Annotated in this window: 17 protein-coding genes and 1 riboswitch; of the genes, 10 read left to right on the top strand and 7 right to left on the bottom strand. The window is 53.8% G+C overall.

What is annotated here, in order from left to right; genetic code table 11:
- Window position 1: 1 nt before the first annotated feature.
- Both ACUY4S_RS22590 and metF read left to right on the top strand, forming a co-directional pair.
- Window positions 2–2,434 (top strand): bifunctional aspartate kinase/homoserine dehydrogenase II, encoded by a 2,433-nt coding sequence (locus ACUY4S_RS22590; RefSeq protein WP_458022957.1) that lies wholly within the window; start codon window positions 2–4, stop codon window positions 2,432–2,434.
- Between the two features lie 208 nt (window positions 2,435–2,642).
- Window positions 2,643–3,533 (top strand): methylenetetrahydrofolate reductase, encoded by an 891-nt coding sequence (gene metF / locus ACUY4S_RS22585; RefSeq protein WP_312691549.1) that lies wholly within the window; start codon window positions 2,643–2,645, stop codon window positions 3,531–3,533.
- Window positions 3,534–3,619: 86 nt separating this feature from the next.
- Here the strand turns inward: metF and gldA are convergent, their stop codons facing one another.
- The 5 genes from gldA to argE form a co-directional block, all read right to left on the bottom strand.
- Entirely contained in the window at window positions 3,620–4,723 is a 1,104-nt protein-coding gene (gene gldA, locus ACUY4S_RS22580; RefSeq protein WP_458022958.1) for a bifunctional L-1,2-propanediol dehydrogenase/glycerol dehydrogenase, read from the bottom strand.
- A 10-nt stretch (window positions 4,724–4,733) separates the two neighbouring features.
- Window positions 4,734–5,396: a fructose-6-phosphate aldolase gene (fsa, locus tag ACUY4S_RS22575; RefSeq protein ID WP_458022959.1), complete on the bottom strand. Its 663-nt coding sequence runs from the start codon at window positions 5,394–5,396 to the stop codon at window positions 4,734–4,736.
- Window positions 5,397–5,622: 226 nt separating this feature from the next.
- Entirely contained in the window at window positions 5,623–6,483 is an 861-nt protein-coding gene (locus tag ACUY4S_RS22570; protein WP_458022960.1) for a helix-turn-helix transcriptional regulator, read from the bottom strand.
- Between the two features lie 95 nt (window positions 6,484–6,578).
- Entirely contained in the window at window positions 6,579–9,230 is a 2,652-nt protein-coding gene (ppc, locus tag ACUY4S_RS22565; RefSeq protein WP_458022961.1) for a phosphoenolpyruvate carboxylase, read from the bottom strand.
- A 261-nt stretch (window positions 9,231–9,491) separates the two neighbouring features.
- A complete protein-coding gene (argE, locus tag ACUY4S_RS22560; RefSeq protein WP_312691554.1) occupies window positions 9,492–10,643 on the bottom strand; it encodes an acetylornithine deacetylase in 1,152 nt (383 codons plus the stop codon).
- 169 nt (window positions 10,644–10,812) lie between these two features.
- On the opposite strand from argE, the gene argC reads away from it, so the two are divergent.
- The 4 genes from argC (at window position 10,813) to oxyR (ending at window position 15,259) form a co-directional block, all read left to right on the top strand.
- On the top strand, window positions 10,813–11,817 hold the full coding sequence (gene argC / locus ACUY4S_RS22555; RefSeq protein ID WP_458022962.1) for an N-acetyl-gamma-glutamyl-phosphate reductase: 1,005 nt from the start codon (window positions 10,813–10,815) through the stop codon (window positions 11,815–11,817).
- Window positions 11,818–11,830: 13 nt separating this feature from the next.
- Entirely contained in the window at window positions 11,831–12,607 is a 777-nt protein-coding gene (gene argB / locus ACUY4S_RS22550; protein WP_312691556.1) for an acetylglutamate kinase, read from the top strand.
- A 106-nt stretch (window positions 12,608–12,713) separates the two neighbouring features.
- Entirely contained in the window at window positions 12,714–14,087 is a 1,374-nt protein-coding gene (gene argH / locus ACUY4S_RS22545) for an argininosuccinate lyase (RefSeq protein WP_312691557.1), read from the top strand.
- 254 nt (window positions 14,088–14,341) lie between these two features.
- Complete coding sequence (oxyR, locus tag ACUY4S_RS22540) at window positions 14,342–15,259, top strand: DNA-binding transcriptional regulator OxyR (RefSeq protein ID WP_312691558.1); 918 nt, start codon at window positions 14,342–14,344, stop codon at window positions 15,257–15,259.
- Here the strand turns inward: oxyR and sthA are convergent.
- Window positions 15,242–16,642 carry a Si-specific NAD(P)(+) transhydrogenase gene (gene sthA, locus ACUY4S_RS22535; protein ID WP_312691559.1) on the bottom strand — a complete coding sequence of 467 codons (1,401 nt, stop codon included), beginning with the start codon at window positions 16,640–16,642 and terminating at the stop codon, window positions 15,242–15,244. The two genes, oxyR and sthA, sit on opposite strands and share 18 nt — an antisense overlap.
- A 196-nt stretch (window positions 16,643–16,838) precedes the next feature.
- Here sthA and fabR point away from each other — a divergent pair, with 196 nt between their 5' ends.
- Together fabR and ACUY4S_RS22525 are read left to right on the top strand one after the other, a co-directional pair.
- Entirely contained in the window at window positions 16,839–17,477 is a 639-nt protein-coding gene (gene fabR, locus ACUY4S_RS22530) for an HTH-type transcriptional repressor FabR (RefSeq protein WP_312691560.1), read from the top strand.
- A 10-nt stretch (window positions 17,478–17,487) separates the two neighbouring features.
- A complete protein-coding gene (locus ACUY4S_RS22525) occupies window positions 17,488–17,850 on the top strand; it encodes a YijD family membrane protein (protein ID WP_312691561.1) in 363 nt (120 codons plus the stop codon).
- Window positions 17,851–17,889: 39 nt separating this feature from the next.
- Here ACUY4S_RS22525 and trmA read toward each other — a convergent pair whose 3' ends face one another.
- On the bottom strand, window positions 17,890–18,990 hold the full coding sequence (gene trmA / locus ACUY4S_RS22520) for a tRNA (uridine(54)-C5)-methyltransferase TrmA (protein ID WP_312691562.1): 1,101 nt from the start codon (window positions 18,988–18,990) through the stop codon (window positions 17,890–17,892).
- Between the two features lie 117 nt (window positions 18,991–19,107).
- A riboswitch (cobalamin riboswitch) is annotated at window positions 19,108–19,285 on the top strand.
- Between the two features lie 65 nt (window positions 19,286–19,350).
- Between trmA and btuB the strand changes: the two genes are divergently transcribed.
- Together btuB and murI are read left to right on the top strand one after the other, a co-directional pair.
- Entirely contained in the window at window positions 19,351–21,207 is a 1,857-nt protein-coding gene (btuB, locus tag ACUY4S_RS22515; RefSeq protein WP_458022963.1) for a TonB-dependent vitamin B12 receptor BtuB, read from the top strand.
- Window positions 21,152–22,003: a glutamate racemase gene (gene murI, locus ACUY4S_RS22510; protein WP_312691564.1), complete on the top strand. Its 852-nt coding sequence runs from the start codon at window positions 21,152–21,154 to the stop codon at window positions 22,001–22,003. The genes btuB and murI overlap by 56 nt, the downstream gene beginning before the upstream one ends.
- Window positions 22,004–22,262: the final 259 nt, after the last annotated feature.

Here is a 22,262-nt window from a genome sequence, read left to right as displayed (position 1 = left end):
CATGAGTGTGATTGCGCAGGCAGGGACGAAGGCTCGTCAACTGCACAAATTTGGTGGGAGTAGTCTGGCTGATGTGAAATGTTACCTGCGTGTCGCAGGGATCATGGCGGAATATTCGCAACCGGGCGACATGATGGTCGTTTCGGCTGCAGGCAGCACCACCAACCAGTTGATTAACTGGCTTAAATTAAGCCAGACCGATCGCCTCTCTGCGCATCAGGTTCAGCAATCGCTGCGGCGTTATCAAAGCGATTTGATCGCCGGGCTGTTACCCGCCGACATTGCCGACGGGTTAACCAGCGAATTCATTCACGATCTTGAGCACCTTGCCGGGCTGTTGGATGCCGGTATTACTGACGCTGTTTATGCGGAAGTGGTCGGTCACGGTGAAATCTGGTCGGCACGTTTAATGTCTGCGGTATTAAATCATCAGGGTCTGGACGCCGCCTGGCTCGATGCCCGCGATTTCCTGCGCGCCGAGCGCGCCGCACAACCGCAGGTGAACGAAGGGGCTTCGTACCCGTTATTGCAACAACGTCTGGCGCAATACCCAGGAAAACGCATTGTGGTGACGGGTTTTATTAGCCGCAACGAGGCGGGTGAAACGGTACTGCTGGGTCGAAATGGTTCTGACTATTCGGCGACGCAAATCGGCGCGCTGGGTGATGTAGCCCGCGTGACCATCTGGAGTGATGTGGCAGGGGTCTACAGCGCGGACCCGCGCAAAGTGAAAGATGCCTGTTTGTTACCGCTGCTGCGGCTGGATGAAGCCAGCGAGCTGGCGCGCCTGGCGGCGCCGGTACTGCATGCCCGTACTCTACAGCCTGTTTCCGCCAGCAATATCGATTTGCAACTGCGCTGTAGCTACACGCCAGAACAAGGATCAACGCGTATTGAACGCGTGCTGGCATCCGGTACGGGAGCGCGTATTGTCACCAGCCATGATGACGTTTGCCTGATTGAGTTCCTGGTGCCATCGGGGCAGGATTTTAAGCTGGCGCAAAAAGAGATAGATGTTGTCCTGAAACGTGCGCAGGTGCGTCCGCTGGCGATCGGGGCGCATGCTGACCGTAACCTGTTGCAACTCTGCTACACCTCGGAAGTAGTGGATAGTGTCTTTAAACTGCTGGACGAAGCCGGTCTGCCGGGCGAACTGCGCCTGCGTCAGGGGCTGGCGCTGGTGGCGATGGTCGGCGCGGGGGTCTGCCGTAATCCGTTGCATAGCCACCGTTTTTGGCAACAGCTGAAAGGCCAGCCAGTAGAATTTATCTGGCAGTCCGACGAAGGAATCAGCCTGGTGGCCGTGTTGCGCGTCGGGCCAACCGAGAGCCTCATTCAGGGGCTGCACCAGTCGTTGTTCCGTGCAGAGAAGCGCATTGGTTTGATGCTGTTCGGCAAAGGCAATATCGGTTCGCGCTGGCTGGAGCTTTTCTCTCGCGAACAGAGCGCGTTATCCGCGCGTACTGGTTTTGAATATGTTCTGGCGGGCGTGGTGGACAGCCGCCGCAGTCTGCTGAGCTATGACGGGCTGGACGCCAGTCGTGCGCTGGCCTTTTTTAATGATGAAGCGGTTGAACAGGATGAAGAAGCTCTGTTCCTGTGGATGCGCGCTCACCCGTATGACGATTTGGTGGTGCTGGATGTCACTGCCAGTTCACAACTTGCCGATCAGTATCTGGATTTCGCCAGCCACGGCTTTCATGTGATCAGCGCCAATAAACTGGCAGGTGCCAGCACCAGTGACAAATATCGCCAAATCCATGATGCGTTCGAAAAAACGGGGCGCCACTGGTTATATAACGCGACAGTCGGTGCCGGGTTGCCGGTTAACCACACCGTGCGCGACTTGCGCGAAAGCGGTGATGTCATCCTGGCGATCAGCGGTATTTTCTCCGGCACGCTCTCCTGGCTGTTTTTGCAGTTTGACGGCTCTGTACCCTTTACGGATTTGGTCGATCAGGCCTGGCAGCAGGGGCTGACGGAGCCAGATCCGCGAGTTGATCTCTCCGGTAAAGATGTGATGCGTAAACTGGTTATCCTGGCACGCGAAGCGGGCTATGACATTGAACCGGATCAGGTGCGTGTGGAGTCGCTGGTGCCATCGGGCTGTGAGGAAGGGTCTGTTGATCACTTCTTTGAAAATGGCGATGAACTTAATGACCAGATGTTGCAACGTCTTGAAGCCGCCCGCGAAATGGGGCTGGTGCTGCGTTACGTAGCCCGCTTTGACGCGAACGGTAAAGCGCGGGTAGGCGTTGAAGCTGTGCGACCAGAGCACCCGTTGGCGTCACTGCTGCCTTGCGATAACGTCTTTGCCATCGAAAGCCGCTGGTATCGTGATAACCCGCTGGTGATCCGTGGGCCAGGCGCGGGCCGTGATGTGACTGCCGGGGCTATCCAGTCTGATATCAATCGCCTGGCGCAACTGTTGTAGTTCTTCACACGTTTTCCCCTCTCTCCGCACAGAGAGGGGCTTCCCTCAGGTCATGAATCTTTTTCATCTTCGCTGAACATTCCTCACTCATAATAATGATTTTCCTGTTGACGACTTAACCGTTTTCCGTCATTTTTACATCTGGACGTCTAAACGTATAGAAGTTCACAAAACAACAAACCCTGATATGCGATTGATGAGGTAAGGTATGAGCTTTTTTCACGCCAACCAGCGGGAAGCCCTGAATCAGAGCCTGGCAGAAGTACATGGCCAGATTAATGTTTCCTTTGAATTTTTCCCGCCGCGCACCAGTGAAATGGAACAGACCTTATGGCACTCCATCGATCGTTTAAGCAGCCTGAAGCCGAAATTCGTTTCGGTGACATATGGCGCGAACTCCGGCGAGCGGGATCGTACCCACAGCATCATTAAAGGCATTAAAGATCGTACGGGTCTTGAAGCGGTACCACACCTGACCTGCATTGATGCCACTCGTGATGAGCTGCGCACCATCGCACAGGATTACTGGGATAGCGGTATCCGCCATATTGTGGCGCTGCGCGGTGACCTGCCTCCTGGCGGCGGTAAACCAGAGATGTATGCCGCCGACCTGGTCACCCTGCTGAAAGAGGTGGCCGACTTTGATATTTCTGTTGCGGCCTACCCGGAAGTGCATCCGGAAGCGAAGAGCGCGCAGGCCGATTTGTTGAACCTCAAGCGTAAAGTCGAGGCTGGCGCCAGCCGCGCGATCACCCAATTCTTCTTCGATGTGGAAAGCTACCTGCGTTTTCGCGATCGCTGTGCCGCGACAGGCATTGATGTAGAGATTGTTCCGGGTATTCTGCCGGTGTCCAACTTCAAGCAGGCAAAGAAATTTGCGGATATGACGAATGTGCGTATCCCGGCATGGATGTCACAAATGTTTGCCGGGCTGGATGACGATGCAGAAACCCGCAAACTGGTTGGTGCCAATATCGCCATGGATATGGTGAAGATTTTAAGTCGTGAAGGGGTGAAAGACTTTCATTTCTACACACTGAACCGGGCCGAAATGAGTTACGCCATCTGCCATACGTTGGGTGTGCGTCCGGCGGTATAAACGGAGCAAATGCCGAAACTCTCCGGCCAGTAACACTTCTCAGACCCGGTAATCGCCAGCATTACTGGGCCTGTTGCTTTTAAGGTTTATTCCCACTCATCTAAAAAAAGCTGACCATATTTGTCTGCCACCCGCAGCGCTGCATAGACCTGATCGGGCGTTGCGCCACCGGGCATATTGTGAATGGTTTCACCCTCGGCACAGGCCGCCTGCGCCACAATACGCATTTTGTCTTCAATATCGGTTTTGATATCCAATTGTGCCAGAGTGATCGGCAGACCGACGGCGTGGCATAGCGCTGCGACCGTTTCGATCTCGTCCTGCGGCGCATTTTCCAGCACCAACTGTGTTAAAGCGCCAAAAGCCACTTTCTCGCCATGGTAGTAATGGTGTGCGTCCGGGATCGCGGTTAAGCCATTATGAATGGCATGCGCCGCCGCCAGTCCACCGCTTTCAAAGCCAACGCCACTCAGGTAAGTATTGGCCTCTACAATGCGTTCCAGCGCCGGCGTAACAACATGCAGCTCAGCCGCCAGCATGGCTTTTTCGCCTTCTTCTATCAGCGTGTTATAGCAGAGTTCCGCCAGGGCGAGTGCAGCCTGAGTACACTGGCCGCCTGCCATGGTTTTTGCGCCGCTGCGCGAGCAGGCCCGGGCTTCAAACCAGGTGGCCAGCGCATCGCCGATCCCTGCCGCCAGTAAACGTGCCGGGGCACGAGCAATAATGCTGGTATCCACAATGACCCGATCCGGGTTATTGGGAAGCAGCAGGTAACGATCAAATTCCCCCTCGTCCGTGTAGATCACAGACAGTGCGCTGCAGGGGGCGTCAGTCGAAGCGAGCGTTGGGGCGATAGCCACCGGCACGCGCAGAAAATGTGCCAGCGCTTTGGCGGTATCCAGCGTTTTGCCTCCGCCAATACCCAGTACTGCCCCGCAATGGGCGTTTTGCGCAATGCCGCGCAGCCTGTCGATCTCATTTTGTGAACATTCCCCGCCAAAGGGCGCGATTTCACATGACAATCCGGCATCTGTCAGGCTTTTTTCAAGCGTCTGCCGGGCGAAACCTAAAACGAATTTATCACCGACGACCAGCCAGCGTTCGGCCAGTGGTTTGAGATAGTCACCGAGACGGGTGATGACATCGGCACCCTGGATATACTTACCTGGCGCCTGGATGACACGATCCATATACTCCTCCTTACAGGTTGAGGTTGCCAAAAGCTGTTTTCCAGTCCTGTTCAAACTTCTCCACCGCTGACTCTACTGCTGGCGTATTGAGCATTTGTTGCGCTACATCTAAAGGGAGTGTGATTGCTTCGCATCCTGCCAGCAGGCAATCGAGCGCCTGACGTGGCGTTTTGAAGCTGGCGGCCAGCACTTTACTGCCCGGTGCGTGGCGTTCCAGCAGGGTCTGCAGCTCCTTGACCATACGAATACCGTCGCCACCCTGTGCGTCGACACGGTTAACGTACGGTGCGACATATTTCGCGCCGGCAAGCGCGGCGAGCAGGCCCTGCGCTGCGCTGTAGACCGCCGTTCCCAGTGTCTCAATGCCCTCTTTTTTTAACTGTTTAATGGCGGCAAGGCCCTGTATCGTGACCGGAATTTTCACCACAAGGCCAGGCACGGCATTATTCAGCCGTTTTGCTTCGGCTACCATGCCCTCTGCTTCGCGACTCATCACTTGCGCAAATAGCGTGCCTTCCGGACCGATAGCCTGTTGCAGGCGCGGTAACACTTCCCACACAGAGACTTTGCCTGCAGCAATAATGCTGGGGTTCGTTGTAACGCCTGCAAGAGGATAAATGTGCGCCAGACGTTCCACTTCTGCCACGTTGGCTGTATCCAGGTAGAGTTCCATGATGTTTCCTCGTATGTCATTTCTGACAACAGCATACGAGCGACAGGGCAGCCGCTGCCATATCACAAACCTGCCAAATACTGGACAAATGTCATCTCTATGGATAAGTGTGATTTACTTCACAAATCAATATGGGTATTGATACGGTGCGCTATCGGGGCATGATCGGGATGACAAAAGGGATATGGAGTGTACAAAAATCCAGAAAAAGTGGCTTTTATCCAGACTAATCTTCCTCAGAGTGCTTCTCGCTGAGTTGGCTGTGATAGTGCCGACGGTATTCAGAGGGCGAGCGTTCAGTATTCTTGCGGAACAGGCGGCAAAAATAGTTGCTATCAACAAAGCCGCAAGTATGGGCCACTTCTTTTATTTTCAGATCGTAACCTTTGAGCAGCGTTTTGGCATGTTCCAGCCGGGTATGGTTGAGGTATTCATTAAAACCGATCGTGCCGGTTTTCTGGAACAGATGGGAAAGATAGTTGGGTGAAATGTAAAACGCCTGTGCCACGGATTCGCGGGTAACCGGCATCGCATAATGTTCATCAATGTAATCACGAATGGCTTCAAACAGCGCCTGGCTACGGGAGGCGGTTTGGATCTGGCTTCCCAGTAAATCGCTACAGTGGCTCAGAAGACTGGCGACAATCAACCGCGCAGTTTGCTGCTCCTGCGGTTGCATTTGGATTTCGTGCAAAGTTTGTAGCAAAAAAGAGCCAATACGTGGTCCACGCCGGGCAACGTGCTGTTTTGCCACATTATTCAGAGTAGCGCCATCCCATTGCGTCACGCTAAAGCCCAGTTGTTGCTTGCCAAACAGTATGCTTAACGTGGTGGCGGGTGCCTGCCATTGTGGCTGCGTCCAGCCGCCAGCGGGAATATACAGCACATCATGTTGCGCCATCCGCCTGTTTTCTCCCGCGATCCCGTCATCTGTCAGTGTGCCTTCCAGTACAATTTCCAGCCGTGGGAAATCAACCTGCAATGCCTGTGCGGGTGCCGCGCCAGATGCCCCGGCAAAGTGGATTTTGCGCAACGGCAGTGGGCCGTTAATCAGGCGGGAGAGAAGATGGCTGACATCAAGGCTCATAATATTCCCCGGTGGAGACGCGAAGGGGACAACCTTAACCGCGCGCAAAAAAAAAGGCCACAACAGCGGTGGCCTTTTGCGATAACCGATAAAAATTAGCCTGTGTTACGCATACCAGCCGCAACCCCGGCGATGGTGACCATCAGCGCCTGTTCAACACGCTGATCCGGCTCTTTACCTTCTTGCTCCGCCTGGCGTGAACGGTGCAACAGCTCTGCCTGGAGAACGTTTAACGGGTCTGTGTAGATATTACGTAACTGGATAGACTCCGCAATCCATGGCAGATCCGCCATCAGATGAGAGTCGTTAGCGATATCCAGTACCACTTTAATGTCGGCTTCCAGCAGCTTACGCAGTTCGGTACCCAGCGCCCACAGCTCTGGTTTAACCAGTCGCTGATCGTAGTATTCCGCCAGCCAGAGATCCGCTTTAGAGAAGACCATTTCCAGCATGCCAAGGCGGGTAGAGAAGAATGGCCAGTCACGGCACATTGCTTCCAGTTCGCTCTGCTTGCCGTTTTCCACCACTTTTTGCAGTGCTGCGCCTGCGCCCAGCCAGGCCGGAAGCATCAGGCGGTTCTGCGTCCAGGCGAAAATCCACGGGATGGCACGCAGCGACTCGACGCCGCCAGTAGGGCGACGTTTTGCCGGACGGGAACCGAGTGGCAGTTTACCCAGCTCCTGCTCCGGTGTTGCGGAACGGAAATAGGGTACGAAGTCTTTGTTTTCGCGCACATAGCCGCGATACATCTCGCAGGAGGTATCGGAAAGCTCATCCATAATATGACGCCATTCGGCTTTCGGCTCCGGCGGTGGCAGCAGGTTCGCTTCCAGAATCGCGCTGGTATACAGCGAGAGGCTGCTGATGGTGATTTCCGGCAGACCATATTTAAAGCGGATCATTTCGCCCTGTTCGGTCACGCGCAGCCCGCCTTTCAGGCTACCTGGCGGTTGGGAGAGCAGCGCTGCATGTGCCGGTGCGCCGCCGCGGCCGATAGAGCCGCCGCGACCGTGGAACAGCGTCAGTTCGATACCGGCTTTTTCGCAGGTTTTGATCAGTGCGTCTTGTGCCTGGTATTGCGCCCAGCTTGCCGCCATTACGCCCGCGTCTTTTGCCGAGTCGGAATAGCCAATCATCACCATCTGTTTGCCCTGAATAAAGCCGCGATACCAGTCGATGTTTAACAACTGGGTCATGACGTCATCGGCATTGTTCAGGTCATCCAGCGTTTCAAACAGCGGTGCGACCGGGAGCGCAAAACCAATCCCGGCCTCTTTGAGCAGCAGGTGTACCGCCAGCACATCAGACGGTGTTTTCGCCATGGAGATCACATACGCGGCGATAGATCCGCGCGGCGCTTCGGCGATCACCCGGCAGGTTTCCAGCACTTCACGGGTTTCGTCACTTGGCTCCCACTGACGTGGCAGCAACGGACGCTTGGAATTCAGTTCGCGGATCAGGAAAGCCTGCTTGTCGGCTTCAGACCAGCTTTCATAATCGCCAATGCCGAGGTAGCGGGTCAGTTCGCCCAGCGCTTCGGTATGACGGGTGCTTTCCTGACGAATATCGATTCGTACCAGCGGAACGCCGAAGCACTTCACGCGGCGCAGAGTATCGAGTAGCTCGCCATTCGCGATAATGCCCATCCCGCAGGCTTGTAGCGATTTATAACAGGCGTACAGCGGTTCCCACAGTTGCTCATTTTGCGTAAGCAACCCGGCCGGTTTTGGCAGCTTCTGACCTTTCAGGCGCGCTTCCAGCCAGGCTTGCGTTGCCATCAAATCGCTACGCAGCTTTTTCATCAGATAGCGGTACGGCTCGCGTGCGCCTTCGGCGCCTGCCAGCTCGCGCAGCTCGTCGGTGCATTCAACCATCGACAGTTCAGAGATCAGCAACTGAATATCTTTCAGGAACAGATCGGTCGCTTTCCAGCGGCTCAGCAGTAGCGCGTGACGGGTAATATCCGCCGTGACGTTCGGGTTACCGTCGCGGTCGCCACCCATCCAGGAGGTAAAGCGCACCGGTACAAAGTCCACCGGCAGCTTGTAATTGAGGTTATCTTCCAGTTGTTCGTTCAGCTCGCGCAGGTAGTTTGGCACCCCTTCCCACAGGCTGTTTTCTACCACGGCAAAGCCCCATTTGGCTTCGTCGATGGGGCTCGGGCGATAGCTGCGGATCTCATCAGTATGCCAGGATTGGGCAATCAACTGACGCAGACGGCGCATTAACTGGTGGCGCTCGTAATCGGCCAGATCGGTGTTATCCAGCTGTTTTAAGCAGGCATTCACTTCCACCATTTTGTGAATAAGCGTGCGGCGGGTGATCTCGGTCGGGTGGGCGGTGAGCACCAGTTCCAGCGACAGAGACTCCACGGCTTTGGTGATTGTGGCTTCGTTGAGATTCGGTTGGTCTTTCAGTTTTCTGAGGGTGCGGGCAATCACTTCCGGGTTATTGGCGGCTTCGCCCTTTGCGGAGATGCTGTGGTATTGCTCAGCGGTGTTAGCCAGATTCAAAAACTGGCTGAACGCACGCGCTACGGGTAGCAGCTCGTCAGTAGACAGGTTCTGCAAGGTGTTGAGCAGTTCCTGACGATTGGCTTCGTTGCCGGCACGAGAAGATTTAGACAGCTTACGGATTGTTTCTACACGGTCGAGAATGTTCTCACCCAGTGCATCTTTGATGGTATCTCCCAGCAGTTTGCCGAGCATACTGACATTACTACGCAACGCGGAATATTGTTCGTTCATGTTACCCCAGACACCCCATCTCATTTTATTTTGTTATATCTGCCGTTGAGCAGATATAAGACACCGCCTTTTATAAAGCCACGTAAAACCCACCACGTCAATTGTTGCGAAATCGCTTCAGCAAACGAATAAATGTCGACAATTTACGAAATTTAATTCGCATTCTGTCAGATAAGTTTCGCTTATGAAAACGTGACAGTTGTCACGTCGGGAAGCTCATCAAAAACCCCCTCATGCGAGGGGGCGAAAGGCGAGACGGGTTTAATGCCAACAGAAATGATGGACAACCTGGGTGATCAGTTCACGGGTGGGTTTGATAAAACGCGTTTCTAAATATTCATCAGGCTGATGAGCCTGGTTAATGGAACCTGGGCCCAGTACCAGCGTTGGACACAGCGTCTGAATAAAGGGCGCTTCGGTACAGTAGTTCACTACCTCGGTTTGAACGCCGAGCAACTTCTCCACGACTTCCACCAGTTTATGGTCCGGCGGGCACTCGTAGCCCGGAATTGGCGGGTGCAGCTCGGAGACCGTCAGGCGGCCAGGCCAGCGGGAACTGACGGGTTCCAGCGCATCGTTCAGCAGGCCGTTTAAATCATTCAGCGTCATGCCTGGCAGCGGACGGATATCCATATGCAATTCGCAACAGGCGCAAATACGGTTCGCTGCATCACCACCGTGAATATGTCCAAGATTCAGCGTTGGATATGGCACGGTAAAGGCATCGTAGTGATAACGCGCTTTCAGGCTGTCGCGCAGTTGCAAAATATGGCCAATAGCTTCATGCATCAGTTCAATCGCATTCACACCTCGCGCCGGATCGCTTGAGTGGCCGGACTGACCCAGAATACGAACGGCATTCGAGATATGGCCTTTGTGTGCCCGTACCGGTTGTAAAGAGGTCGGCTCACCAATGATGGCGCAGTCTGGGCGCAAGGTTGTGTGCTCAGAAAAGTAACGTGCGCCCGCCATACTGGTTTCTTCATCGGCGGTTGCCAGCACGTAAAGCGGCTTGCTAAGTTTTGTCACATCGACGTCACGCAACGCATCGAGAATAAAGGCAAAAAAGCCCTTCATATCGGCCGTGCCGAGGCCGTAGAGCTTGTTATCGTGTTCCGTCAGCGTAAAGGGATCGCGCGTCCAGCGTCCGTCATCAAAGGGAACGGTGTCGGTGTGGCCTGTTAATAGCAATCCGCCAGCGCCAGTACCGGCACTGGCCAGCATGTTGAATTTATTGCGTGTGCCAGGCACCGGTTGCACTTCAACATTGAAGCCGAGATCGCCAAACCAGCCAGCCAGCAAATTGATTAAAGACGCATTGCTTTGATCCAGCGCTTCTTCCGTTGCGCTGATCGACGGCGTGGCAATCAGGGCGCGGTAAATCTCGATAAATGGCGGCAAATTCATTTTCATTGTTGACATACCTGAGTTCGTGATAGTATCAATATTCATGCACTAAATGTGAATAAAAATACATTAATGTTGAGCGTAAGGGAACCCATCCGGCGACTTTGCTCAGCGACGCGGGATTGATGCCGAGTCTCTCCCTGACACACATGACGTAAGAAGGTAAACCGCCCCAATGTTGAACACATTAATTGTGGGCGCCAGCGGTTACGCCGGCGCAGAGCTAGTGACCTATGTAAATCGCCATCCTCATATGAACATAACCGCTTTGACGGTTTCTGCGCAAAGTAATGATGCTGGAAAATGTATCTCCGATTTACATCCGCAGTTGAAAGGCATTGTTGATCTTCCGTTGCAGCCGATGTCCGACATTGGGGAGTTTCTGGAAGGTGTGGATGTCGTCTTTCTGGCGACGGCGCACGAAGTGAGCCACGATCTCGCGCCAGCGTGTCTGGCGGCGGGTTGTGTCGTGTTTGATCTCTCCGGTGCGTTTCGCGTTAACGACCCCGCGTTCTACGAAAAATTCTACGGTTTTACCCATCAGCATGCCGATCTGCTTGCGCAGGCCGTGTATGGGCTGGCGGAGTGGAACCACGATCAACTGAAAAATGCACAACTGATTGCCGTACCGGGCTGCTACCCGACGGCGGCGCAGTTGTCATTAAAACCGCTGATCGACGCCGGGCTACTGGATCTCAACCAGTGGCCAGTGATCAACGCCACCAGTGGCGTGAGCGGTGCAGGACGTAAGGCAGCGCTTTCCAACAGTTTCTGTGAAGTGAGCCTGCAGCCCTACGGTATTTTTAATCATCGTCATCAGCCGGAGATCGCTACACATCTCGGTACTGATGTGATTTTTACCCCACATCTGGCCAGCTTCCCGCGCGGTATTCTGGAAACGATCACCTGCCGTTTGCAGACGGGTGTGACCCACGCGCAGATTGCCGACGTGTTTAACCAGGCTTACGGGAAGAAACCGCTGGTGCGTCTGTATGAGAAAGGTGTTCCGGCGCTGAAAAATGTTGTTGGCCTGCCTTTTTGCGACATCGGCTTTGCCGTGCAGGGGGAACATTTGATTGTCGTCGCCACGGAAGATAACCTCCTGAAGGGCGCGGCGGCGCAGGCAATGCAGTGTGCAAACATTCGTTTCGGCTATGCTGAAACCCAGTCACTTATTTAATTGAACAGGCGTGATGATGAATCCATTAATTATTAAGCTCGGTGGCGTACTGCTGGATAGCGAGGAAGCGCTGGAACGTTTGTTTACCGCACTGGTGCAATACCGCGAATCTCATCAGCGCCCGTTGGTTATCGTCCACGGTGGTGGGTGTGTGGTGGATGAGTTGATGAAACAGCTCAACCTGCCGGTGAAAAAGAAAAACGGTTTGCGTGTGACTCCCGCCGATCAGATTGACATTATTACCGGTGCGCTGGCCGGTACCGCCAACAAAACGCTGCTGGCCTGGGCGAAGAAGCATCATATTGCGTCTGTCGGTCTGTTCCTTGGGGATGGCGACAGCGTGAAAGTGACACAGCTTGACGAAGAACTGGGTCATGTTGGCCTGGCGCAGCCGGGTTCTCCGAAACTGATTAATGCATTGCTGGAGGGCGGCTTCCTGCCGGTGATCAGCTCTATCGGTGTGACCGATGAGGGCGATCTCATGAACGTTAATGCAGACCAGGCTGCGACCGCTCTGGCGGCAACGCTCGGCGCGGACCTGATCCTGCTCTCAGATGTCAGCGGCATTCTCGATGGTAAAGGGCAGCGTATTGCCGAAATGACTGCGGCTAAAGCAGAGCAACTGATTGCTCAGGGCATTATTACCGATGGCATGATCGTAAAAGTGAATGCGGCGCTGGATGCAGCGCGCACACTGGGCCGCCCGGTCGATATTGCCTCCTGGCGTCATGCTGAGCAGCTGCCAGCGCTGTTTAACGGCACGCCGATTGGTACGCGTATCCTGGCGTAATAGATGAAAACGCCCGGTGGCATAATCGCGCCGTGGCGAATTAACCTCCATGCCGGAAGCGCAACGCCATCCGGCTGTGAAACTCAAGAAATTAAGGAAGCATATTATGGCACTTTGGGGCGGGCGTTTTACTCAGGCTGCAGATCAACGGTTCAAACAGTTCAACGACTCTTTGCGCTTTGATTACCGCCTGGCGGAGCAGGATATCGTTGGCTCTGTGGCCTGGTCTAAAGCGCTGGTGACGGTGGGCGTGTTAACGCAGGCTGAACAACAGCAACTGGAAGAAGCGTTGCACGTTTTGCTGGAAGAAGTACAGGCCAATCCGCAACAGATCCTCGAAAGTGATGCAGAAGACATCCACAGCTGGGTAGAAGGCAAACTGATCGCCAAAGTGGGGCAACTGGGTAAAAAATTGCATACCGGGCGCAGCCGTAACGATCAGGTCGCTACCGATCTTAAGTTATGGTGTAAAGACACCGTAAGCGAACTGCTGATTGCCAACCGCCAGTTGCAAAATGCGCTGGTGGTGACGGCGGAAAATAATCAGGATGCCGTCATGCCCGGTTATACCCATCTGCAGCGTGCCCAACCGGTGACGTTTGCACACTGGGCGTTAGCTTACGTAGAAATGTTAGCCCGTGATGAAAGCCGCCTGCAGGACACGTTAAAGCGCCTGGATGTAAGCCCGTTGGGCTGCGGCGCGCTGGCAGGAACCGCTTACGAGATCGATCGTGAGCAACTGGCGGGCTGGCTGGGCTTTGCTTCGGCAACGCGCAACAGTCTGGACAGCGTTTCCGATCGTGATCATGTGCTGGAACTGCTGTCGGATGCTTCGATTGGTATGGTGCATCTGTCGCGTTTCGCTGAAGATCTGATTTTCTTTAACTCCGGTGAAGCGGGCTTCGTTGAGTTGTCTGACCGTGTCACCTCTGGCTCATCATTAATGCCGCAGAAGAAAAACCCGGATGCGCTGGAGCTGATCCGCGGAAAATGCGGCCGTGTTCAGGGGGCGCTGACCGGCATGATGATGACGCTGAAAGGTCTGCCGCTGGCCTACAACAAAGATATGCAGGAAGACAAAGAAGGGCTGTTCGACGCGCTGGATACCTGGCTCGACTGCCTGCATATGGCGGCGCTGGTGCTGGATGGAATTCAGGTGAAACGCCCACGTTGCCAGGAAGCGGCGCAACAGGGCTATGCAAACGCGACGGAACTGGCGGACTACCTGGTCGCGAAAGGCGTGCCGTTCCGTGAAGCGCACCATATTGTGGGTGAAGCGGTGGTCGAAGCCATCCGTCAGGGAAAACCGCTGGAAGCGTTGGCACTTGCCGACCTGCAGCAATTCAGCGCGGTGATCGGTGATGATGTGTATCCGATTCTGTCATTGCAATCCTGCCTTGATAAACGTGCAGCAAAAGGCGGCGTGTCGCCGGTGCAGGTGGCGCAGGCAATTGCCGATGCGAAGACGCGGCTGGTGTAACCCGCCTTTATCGAAAGAGAGCCTGGCCTGTGCCGGGCTTTTTTATGCAAAAAAAAAGCGGACACGGGGTCCGCAAAAGTTCACGTTGGCTTTAGTTGTTCAGAGAAACTTGAGGGTAAGCAGTCTTATCAAGGGTCAGTTGACGTTCCGCTTCGTTTCTGGAGTCAATTATTAAACAGAATGCTTGATAGGGATAATCGTTCGTTGCTATGCTATCTATCGCCATGAACTATCGTGGCGACGGAGGATGAATAATGAATATTCGTGATCTTGAATACCTGGTGGCGTTAGCTGAACACCGCCATTTTCGCCGGGCAGCCGATTCCTGCCATGTCAGCCAACCGACGCTGAGTGGGCAGATCCGTAAACTGGAAGATGAACTTGGCGTGATGCTGCTGGAACGCACCAGCCGCAAAGTGCTGTTTACCCAGGCGGGGTTGCTGCTGGTGGATCAGGCGCGCACTGTACTGCGCGAGGTCAAAGTGCTGAAGGAAATGGCAAGCCAGCAGGGGGAAACCATGTCCGGCCCGCTGCATATTGGTCTGATCCCCACCGTTGGGCCTTATCTGTTGCCGCAAATTATTCCGATGTTGCACCAGACTTTCCCGAAACTGGAAATGTATCTGCATGAAGCTCAGACGCACCAGCTACTGGCACAGCTGGACAGCGGTAAGCTTGATTGCGCCATTCTGGCGCTGGTGAAGGAGAGTGAAGCTTTTATCGAAGTTCCGCTGTTCGATGAACCGATGATGCTGGCGATTTATGAAGACCATCCCTGGGCGAACCGCGATTGCGTGCCGATGGCCGATCTGGCGGGTGAAAAACTGCTGATGCTGGAGGATGGGCACTGCCTGCGCGATCAGGCGATGGGTTTCTGTTTTGAAGCAGGCGCCGATGAAGATACCCACTTCCGCGCAACCAGTCTGGAAACGCTGCGTAATATGGTCGCTGCCGGGAGTGGCATCACGCTGTTGCCTTCGTTGGCCGTGCCGCGTGAGCGCAAACGCGATGGCGTGGTTTATCTGCCGTGCATTAAGCCCGAGCCGAAACGTACCGTTGGGCTTGTTTACCGCCCGGGATCACCGCTGCGCAGCCGCTATGAGCAGTTGGCAGAGGCCATCCGTAGTTCGATGGATGGCCATTTTGATAGTGCGTTAAAACAGGCGGTTTAAACCGTTTAGCGCCGCTACCCGGTAAGCTTCTGCCATTGTCGGGTAGTTAAAGGTGGTGTTAACGAAGTACTCAATGGTGTTACCACCGCCTTTCTGTTCCATGATGGCCTGGCCGATATGAATAATTTCGGCCGCGCGCTCGCCAAAGCAGTGAATACCCAAAATCTCTTTGGTTTCGCGATGGAACAGGATCTTCAACGTACCCACATTCATACCGACAATTTGCGCCCGCGCCAGGTGCTTAAACTGCGCGCGACCCACCTCATACGGCACTTTCATGGCAGTAAGCTGTTGCTCGGTTTTGCCCACTGAGCTGATTTCCGGAATGGTATAGATGCCAGTCGGAATATCTTCAATCAGATGTGCGGTTGCTTCACCTTTGATCATTGCCTGTGCGGCAATGCGTCCTTGATCGTAAGCCGCTGATGCCAGGCTTGGGTAACCGATCACATCACCGACTGCATACACATGCGGCAATGCAGTCTGGTACATGCTGTTGACCTTCAACTGGCCGCGACCGTCCGCTTCCAGGCCAATATTGCCCAGTTGCAGACTGTCGGTGTTGCCGGTACGCCCGTTTGCATAGAGTAAACAGTCTGCTTTCAGCTTCTTACCAGACTTAAGATGCATGATCACACCATCGTCCAGCGGTTCTATGCGCTCGTACTCTTCGTTATGACGGATCACGACGCCGCTGTTCCAGAAGTGATACGAGAGCGAATCTGACATCTCCTGATCGAGAAACGCCAGCAGACGATCCCGTGTGTTAATCAGATCCACTTTGACGTTCATTCCGCGGAAGATCGAAGCATATTCGCAACCGATCACCCCCGCGCCATAAATGATCACATGACGGGGTTCATGGTGCATATCCAGAATCGAGTCGCTGTCGTACACCCGTGGGTGGTTAAAATCGACATCAGTAGGGTGGTAAGGGCGCGAGCCGCAGGCAATAACAAATTTTTCGGCGGTGAGGGTTTCGACGGTACCGTCGTGACACTCCAGCGCCAGTGTGTGGTCATCAATAAAATGCGCGCTACCTTCTAAAATTTCACAGCGGTTGCGCTCATAAAAGCCCTGACGCATGCGCGTTTGCTGATTTATTACGCTTTCAGCATGGTTCAGGATATCGGCGAAAGAAGAACGAAGAAGGCGGGAGTGGTCGCTGTAGAGGGGGTTCTGATTGAACTCAATAATACGGCTGACTGCGTGGCGCAACGCTTTGGATGGTATGGTGCCCCAGTGCGTACAGCCGCCGCCGACGTTATGGTAGCGTTCTATCACCGCTACCCGTGCTCCGTTTTTAACCAGGCCCATAGCAGCGCCTTCGCCGCCGGGACCGGAGCCTATTACTATTGCATCATAATCGTAGGAATGTGGCATGGTAAGGCTTACCTGTTCTTATACATAAAAACAACATAATAGTAACATCATTGCCCTGATAACCCAATTATCGTTGTGCTTTTTTCAAGCGTAAGAGAAGAAACAGCGCGTAAACAATCAGTCACAATCCAGTACAATCGGATTAGATTTATTCTCTGGTATAGTGCCAGCTGGCCTTTGGAAGGATTCAAACATCGTGATGGGTGTAAGAGCGCAGCAAAAAGAAAAAACCCGGCGTTCGCTGGTAGAAGCCGCATTTAGCCAACTGAGTGCTGAGCGTAGCTTTGCCAGTCTGAGTCTGCGCGAGGTTGCCCGCGAGGCGGGGATCGCACCGACGTCATTTTACCGGCATTTTCGCGATGTAGATGAACTTGGCCTGACGATGGTGGATGAAAGCGGGTTAATGCTCCGCCAGCTGATGCGCCAGGCGCGCCAGCGAATCGCCAAAGGGGGTAGCGTGATCCGTACCTCCGTGTCTACATTTATGGAGTTTATCGGTAATAACCCCAACGCATTCAGGCTTCTGCTGCGAGAGCGCTCCGGTACGTCTTCCGCTTTTCGTGCGGCGGTTGCGCGCGAGATCCAGCATTTTATTGCGGAACTTGCCGACTATCTCGAACTCGAAAACCACATGCCGCGCGCTTTCACTGAAGCACAGGCTGAAGCGATGGTGACTATTGTGTTCAGCGCTGGCGCAGAAGCGTTAGATGTCGGTGCTGAACAACGCCGGCAATTAGAAGAGCGACTGGTGCTGCAACTGCGGATGATTTCCAAAGGCGCATATTACTGGTATCGCCGCGAGCAAGAAAAAATAGCGCATCAAATTGATGAGTAAAGGATGAGTAATGAAACAGTCAGGTCAAGATAAAGGTACGTTGCTGCTGGCGCTACTCGCTGGCTTGTCGATCAATGGAACGTTTGCCGCCATTTTTAGCTCCATTGTACCGTTTTCTGTTTTTCCGATTATCTCGCTGGTGCTGACGGTTTACTGCCTGCATCAGCGTTATCAAAACCGCACTATGCCTGTTGGCTTGCCGGGCCTTGCCGCCGCCTGCTTTATCCTTGGCGTGCTGCTGTACAGCACCGTTGTACGCGCAGAGTATCCGGCGATTGGCTCCAACTTCCTGCCTGCGGTACTGTCAGTGATCCTCGTATTCTGGATCGGCTTTCGTCTGCGCAACCGTAAACACGACGAAGCCTCTGAATGAGGCTTTCCCCTCATGCGTTGAGGGGAACAGCGTGGAGTCTTATTTGCGGGTAAGCAGCACACCGCATTCCATATGATGTGTGTAGGGAAACTGATCAAACAGGGCCAGACGCGAGATGTTATGTGTCTGGCTCAGCGTTTCCAGGTTCTTACACAGCGTTTCGGGGTTGCAGGAAATATAGAGGATACGCGGGTAGGCCTGCACCATTTTCTCGGTTTCTGCATCCAGCCCGCTACGCGGTGGATCGACGAAAATAGTCTCACACTGGTAGCTTTTCAAATCGATACCCTGCAGACGGTTAAACGCCCGCACGCCATTCATCGCTTGTGTAAATTCTTCAGCCGCCATGCGGATAATCTGCACATTATCAATATGATTCGCCGCAATATTGTACTGGGCCGCAGCGACTGACGGTTTAGCAATCTCGGTGGCCAGCACACGGTTGAAATTACGCGCCAGTGCCAGCGAGAAATTCCCGTTGCCGCAGTATAATTCCAGCAGATCGCCGGTAGAACCGCGGGTCACGTCCAGCGCCCATTCCAGCATCTGAATATTCATAGCCGCGTTCGGCTGTGTGAAGCTGTTTTCTACCTGGCGGTAAATCATCTCTCTTCCGCCGACCGGTAGTCGCTCGTCGACATAATCTCTGTCGAGTTCGATTTTGGTTTTAGTGGCCCGGCCAATCAGCTGCACGTTCAGGTTTTGCGCACGCAGAGCATCCCGCAAACGGGTCGCTTCTGCCCGCCATTCCTCATCCAGTTTCTTGTGATACAGCAGACTGACGATAGCCTGGTTACTGACGGTACTCAGGTAATCAATCTGGAACAGTTTATGGCGCAGTACTTTATTCTTACGCACGGCTTCCAGCATCACGGTCATTAACTGGTTAATCAGTTCGCTGGCAGCGGGGAAGCTGTCCACGCGGATCCGTGATTTCGTCTGTTGATCAAAAATGATGTGATAAAGGTCGTCACCGTCATGCCAGATGCGGAACTCAGCGCGCATGCGGTAGTGGCTAACCGGTGAGCGGAACACCTCCGGCAGTGGCGCGGAAAAGGGCGTCATCATTGATTGCAGACGCACGACTTTTTCGGCCAGTTGGGCTTCGTATTGTTCTGTCGGCAGGTGTTCGGGAGTCATGATGTTTCCTGAGAGATTAAGAATAACGCGGGGATTGTAGGGGTTGCTCACGGGATGTCCAGTACCGGATGTTTTCTAAATACCCGCTTAGCAGTCTGGACATCCATATGTAACAGAATGTAGCATCCCTGTTCCGGTCCTGTGAGTTAAAAGGGAACCCAGTGTGAATCTGGGGCTGACGCGCAGCGGTAAGGATAAGGTGAGATGGTCGCGCAAGCAGACACTGCCAATGGTGGGAAGTCGCCGTCTCGTAATACCCCCAAGCCCGAAGACCTGCCGGAATACGTCGCATTTGGTTCACATCATCGCGTGCTATTGATGGAGCCTGCGGCATCCTTTTACTTTGTGGATGCTCTCACAATGATTAAAAAAGCTTCGCTGTTGACGGCGCTCTCCGTCACAGCTTTTTCCGGCTGGGCGCAAGATAGCAGTTCAGACAACCTGGTGGTGACAGCAAACCGTTTTCAACAACCTGTCAATACGGTACTGGCACCGACGGAAGTCGTGACGCGTGAAGATATCGATCGCTGGCAGGCCCGAACGTTAACGGATGTGATGCGCCGTTTGCCGGGTGTCGATGTGGCGGAAAACGGTGGCATGGGGCAAACAAGCTATATCTATATCCGTGGCGCAGAAGCGCGCCACACGCTGGTATTGATCGATGGTATTCCGCTGGCGAAGTCCGGTATTACCGGTATCGCCGACTTCAGCCAGATCCCCGTATCACTCATTGAACGAATCGAGATGATCCGAGGGCCACGTTCTGCCGTGTATGGCGCAGATGCCATTGGCGGTGTGATCAACATCATCACCCAGAACGCGACGCCAGGTGGAAAAATCGAGGCTGGCATCGGTTCTAATCACTACCAGAAATATGATGCGACAGTTCGCCAGAAACTGGGCGAGGATACTCTGGCAACCGTTGCTGGCTCCTTCAGCGATACGCGCGGCTATAACATTCGCCCACAATCGACTTACTCTGTGGATAGCGATCGCGACGGTTTTCGCAATAAAACCTTCTGGGCAGGCCTGAATCATCAGTTCAGTCAGGAAATTTCGGGGTTTGTGCGTGGCTACGGCTACAGCAACAAAACGGGCTATGATGCGGGCTATACCGATGGCGGTGATGAGCGCCAGGTCTATAACCACACCTATGAAACCGGGCTGACTTACAGCGGCGAGATCTTCTCCTCTCAACTGACCGGCAGTTATCAGCGCTATAAAGACTATAACTATGCGGGCACGTTAGGACTGTATAACGACGGCACCTCGCTGGATGATATGACCCAACGCAACCTGCAATGGGGTAACAGCCTGGCGCTGGGCGCGGGCACAGTCAGCGCAGGTATCGACTGGCAGCAGCAGAAACTGACCTCAGCAGATAACTATTACAGTAACAAATATAAACGGGATAACACCGGCTATTATTTGACGACGCAACAGCAGCTCGATAGCGTAACGCTTGAAGGTTCTGTCCGTGGCGATGATAACGATCAGTTTGGCTGGAATGGCACCTGGCAGGCAGCGGCAGGCTGGGAATTTGTGCCGGATTATCGTATTACGGTTTCTTATGGTACCGGTTTCCAGGCACCGACTTTGGGGCAACTTTACGGGCAGGAGCGTCTTTTTATTGTTGCTAACCCGGACTTGAGTGCCGAGAAATCCCGTCAGGTTGAAGTTGGACTGGAAGGTCTGACCGGGCCGGTTAACTGGCGTCTGTCTGCTTATCAAAACAAAATCAAGAACCTGATCGATTACTACTACGATGAAGATACCTTCCTTGGCAGCTATTACAATATTCAATCTGCGACCATCAAAGGCGTTGAGTTAACAGGTAGCTTTGACACAGGAGTGATCAGCCATCGTATTACGCTGGGTTATCTTGATCCGCGCCGCGACAGTGACAATGAAGTGCTGGCTCACCGCTCACGTCAGCAATTCAAATATCAACTGGACTGGACAATGTTCGGACTGGATATGGATGCCGCGTGGCAATACTTCGGTAAGAGCTACAATAACAATACCAACCAGTTTGCGGACACGCAGCGCCGTATGTCGTCTTACAGCCTGGTTGATCTCTCTGCTTCATATCCTGTGACCTCAAACCTCACAGTTCGTGGTAAAATAGCTAACCTGTTCGATAAAGATTACGAGACAGTTTATGGCTATCGCACTGCAGGACGAGAATATACCTTGTCTGGCAGCTACACCTTCTGACGCACGTCCCACCGTCCTGGTGTTTGACTCCGGCGTCGGTGGGCTATCCGTTTATGATGAGATCCGGCATCTCCTGCCGGATCTGCATTTCATCTATGTTTTTGACAATGTCGCGTTTCCTTATGGGGAAAAAAGTGAAGCGTTTATCGTGGAGCGCGTTGTCGAAATCGTTACCGCCGTACAGGCACAATATCCCCTGGCGCTTGCAGTAATCGCCTGCAATACCGCGAGTACCGTCTCTTTGCCCGCGCTGCGCGAGAAATTCACTTTCCCGGTTGTGGGTGTGGTTCCGGCCATCAAACCTGCTGCGCGCTTAACGGCAAACGGTGTAGTAGGGCTGCTGGCGACCCGTGGAACGGTAAAACGCCCTTACACTCACGAGCTGATCTCACGCTTTGCGAATACGTGCCGCATTGAGATGTTGGGTTCGGCAGAGCTAGTGGTGCTGGCTGAGGGGAAACTGCATGGTGAGCCTGTACCGCTGGAGGAGTTGCGTCGTATCCTGCGTCCCTGGTTGCGTATGAGTGAGCCGCCAGACACGGTGGTGCTGGGGTGTACGCACTTCCCGTTATTGCAGGAAGAGTTGATGCAGGTGTTACCAGAAGGAACCCGGCTGGTGGATTCGGGAGCAGCTATCGCTCGCCGTACCGCCTGGTTGCTTGAGCATGAAGCGCCGGATGCCAAATCGACGGACGATAATATTGCGTACTGTATGGCGTTAACCCCGGAGACTGCACAATTATTGCCCGTTTTGCAGCGCTACGGCTTTAAATCGCTCGAAAAACTGGCGCTTTAGGGTTGGTTTGCACAAAAAAGAGACGGTTGATAACTTTTTTTAAATTAGGGGTTGTCAGCCGGAATTAACTCCCTATAATGCGCCTCCACTGACACGGCACAACGGCAAACACACCGGCCTGTCAGGTGAAGAAATCTGAAAATATTCAGTTGACTTCACAGCGGGAAAGCGTAATATGCACACCCCGCGCCGCAGCGAAAACACAGCGGCACTGCTCTTTAACAATTTATCAGACAATCTGTGTGGGCACTCAAAGTGA

It is taken from the genome of Kosakonia beeri (assembly GCF_054165705.1).
The sequence above is the reverse complement of the archived record's forward strand: the minus strand, read 5'-3'. Positions and strand labels throughout refer to the sequence as shown.

What these genes read in the sequence shown, in the direction of transcription:
- fsa (WP_458022959.1), bottom strand. Translation starts at nt 5,396, where the DNA reads ATGGAACTCTACCTGGATACAGCCAACGTGGCAGAAGTGGAACGTCTG.
- murI (WP_312691564.1), top strand. Translation starts at nt 21,152, where the DNA reads ATGGCTATCGCACTGCAGGACGAGAATATACCTTGTCTGGCAGCTACA.
- ACUY4S_RS22570 (WP_458022960.1), bottom strand. Translation starts at nt 6,483, where the DNA reads ATGAGCCTTGATGTCAGCCATCTTCTCTCCCGCCTGATTAACGGCCCA.
- ppc (WP_458022961.1), bottom strand. Translation starts at nt 9,230, where the DNA reads ATGAACGAACAATATTCCGCGTTGCGTAGTAATGTCAGTATGCTCGGC.
- argB (WP_312691556.1), top strand. Translation starts at nt 11,831, where the DNA reads ATGATGAATCCATTAATTATTAAGCTCGGTGGCGTACTGCTGGATAGC.
- oxyR (WP_312691558.1), top strand. Translation starts at nt 14,342, where the DNA reads ATGAATATTCGTGATCTTGAATACCTGGTGGCGTTAGCTGAACACCGC.
- argC (WP_458022962.1), top strand. Translation starts at nt 10,813, where the DNA reads ATGTTGAACACATTAATTGTGGGCGCCAGCGGTTACGCCGGCGCAGAG.
- metF (WP_312691549.1), top strand. Translation starts at nt 2,643, where the DNA reads ATGAGCTTTTTTCACGCCAACCAGCGGGAAGCCCTGAATCAGAGCCTG.
- ACUY4S_RS22590 (WP_458022957.1), top strand. Translation starts at nt 2, where the DNA reads ATGAGTGTGATTGCGCAGGCAGGGACGAAGGCTCGTCAACTGCACAAA.
- argH (WP_312691557.1), top strand. Translation starts at nt 12,714, where the DNA reads ATGGCACTTTGGGGCGGGCGTTTTACTCAGGCTGCAGATCAACGGTTC.
- trmA (WP_312691562.1), bottom strand. Translation starts at nt 18,990, where the DNA reads ATGACTCCCGAACACCTGCCGACAGAACAATACGAAGCCCAACTGGCC.
- gldA (WP_458022958.1), bottom strand. Translation starts at nt 4,723, where the DNA reads ATGGATCGTGTCATCCAGGCGCCAGGTAAGTATATCCAGGGTGCCGAT.
- ACUY4S_RS22525 (WP_312691561.1), top strand. Translation starts at nt 17,488, where the DNA reads ATGAAACAGTCAGGTCAAGATAAAGGTACGTTGCTGCTGGCGCTACTC.
- sthA (WP_312691559.1), bottom strand. Translation starts at nt 16,642, where the DNA reads ATGCCACATTCCTACGATTATGATGCAATAGTAATAGGCTCCGGTCCC.
- btuB (WP_458022963.1), top strand. Translation starts at nt 19,351, where the DNA reads ATGATTAAAAAAGCTTCGCTGTTGACGGCGCTCTCCGTCACAGCTTTT.
- argE (WP_312691554.1), bottom strand. Translation starts at nt 10,643, where the DNA reads ATGAAAATGAATTTGCCGCCATTTATCGAGATTTACCGCGCCCTGATT.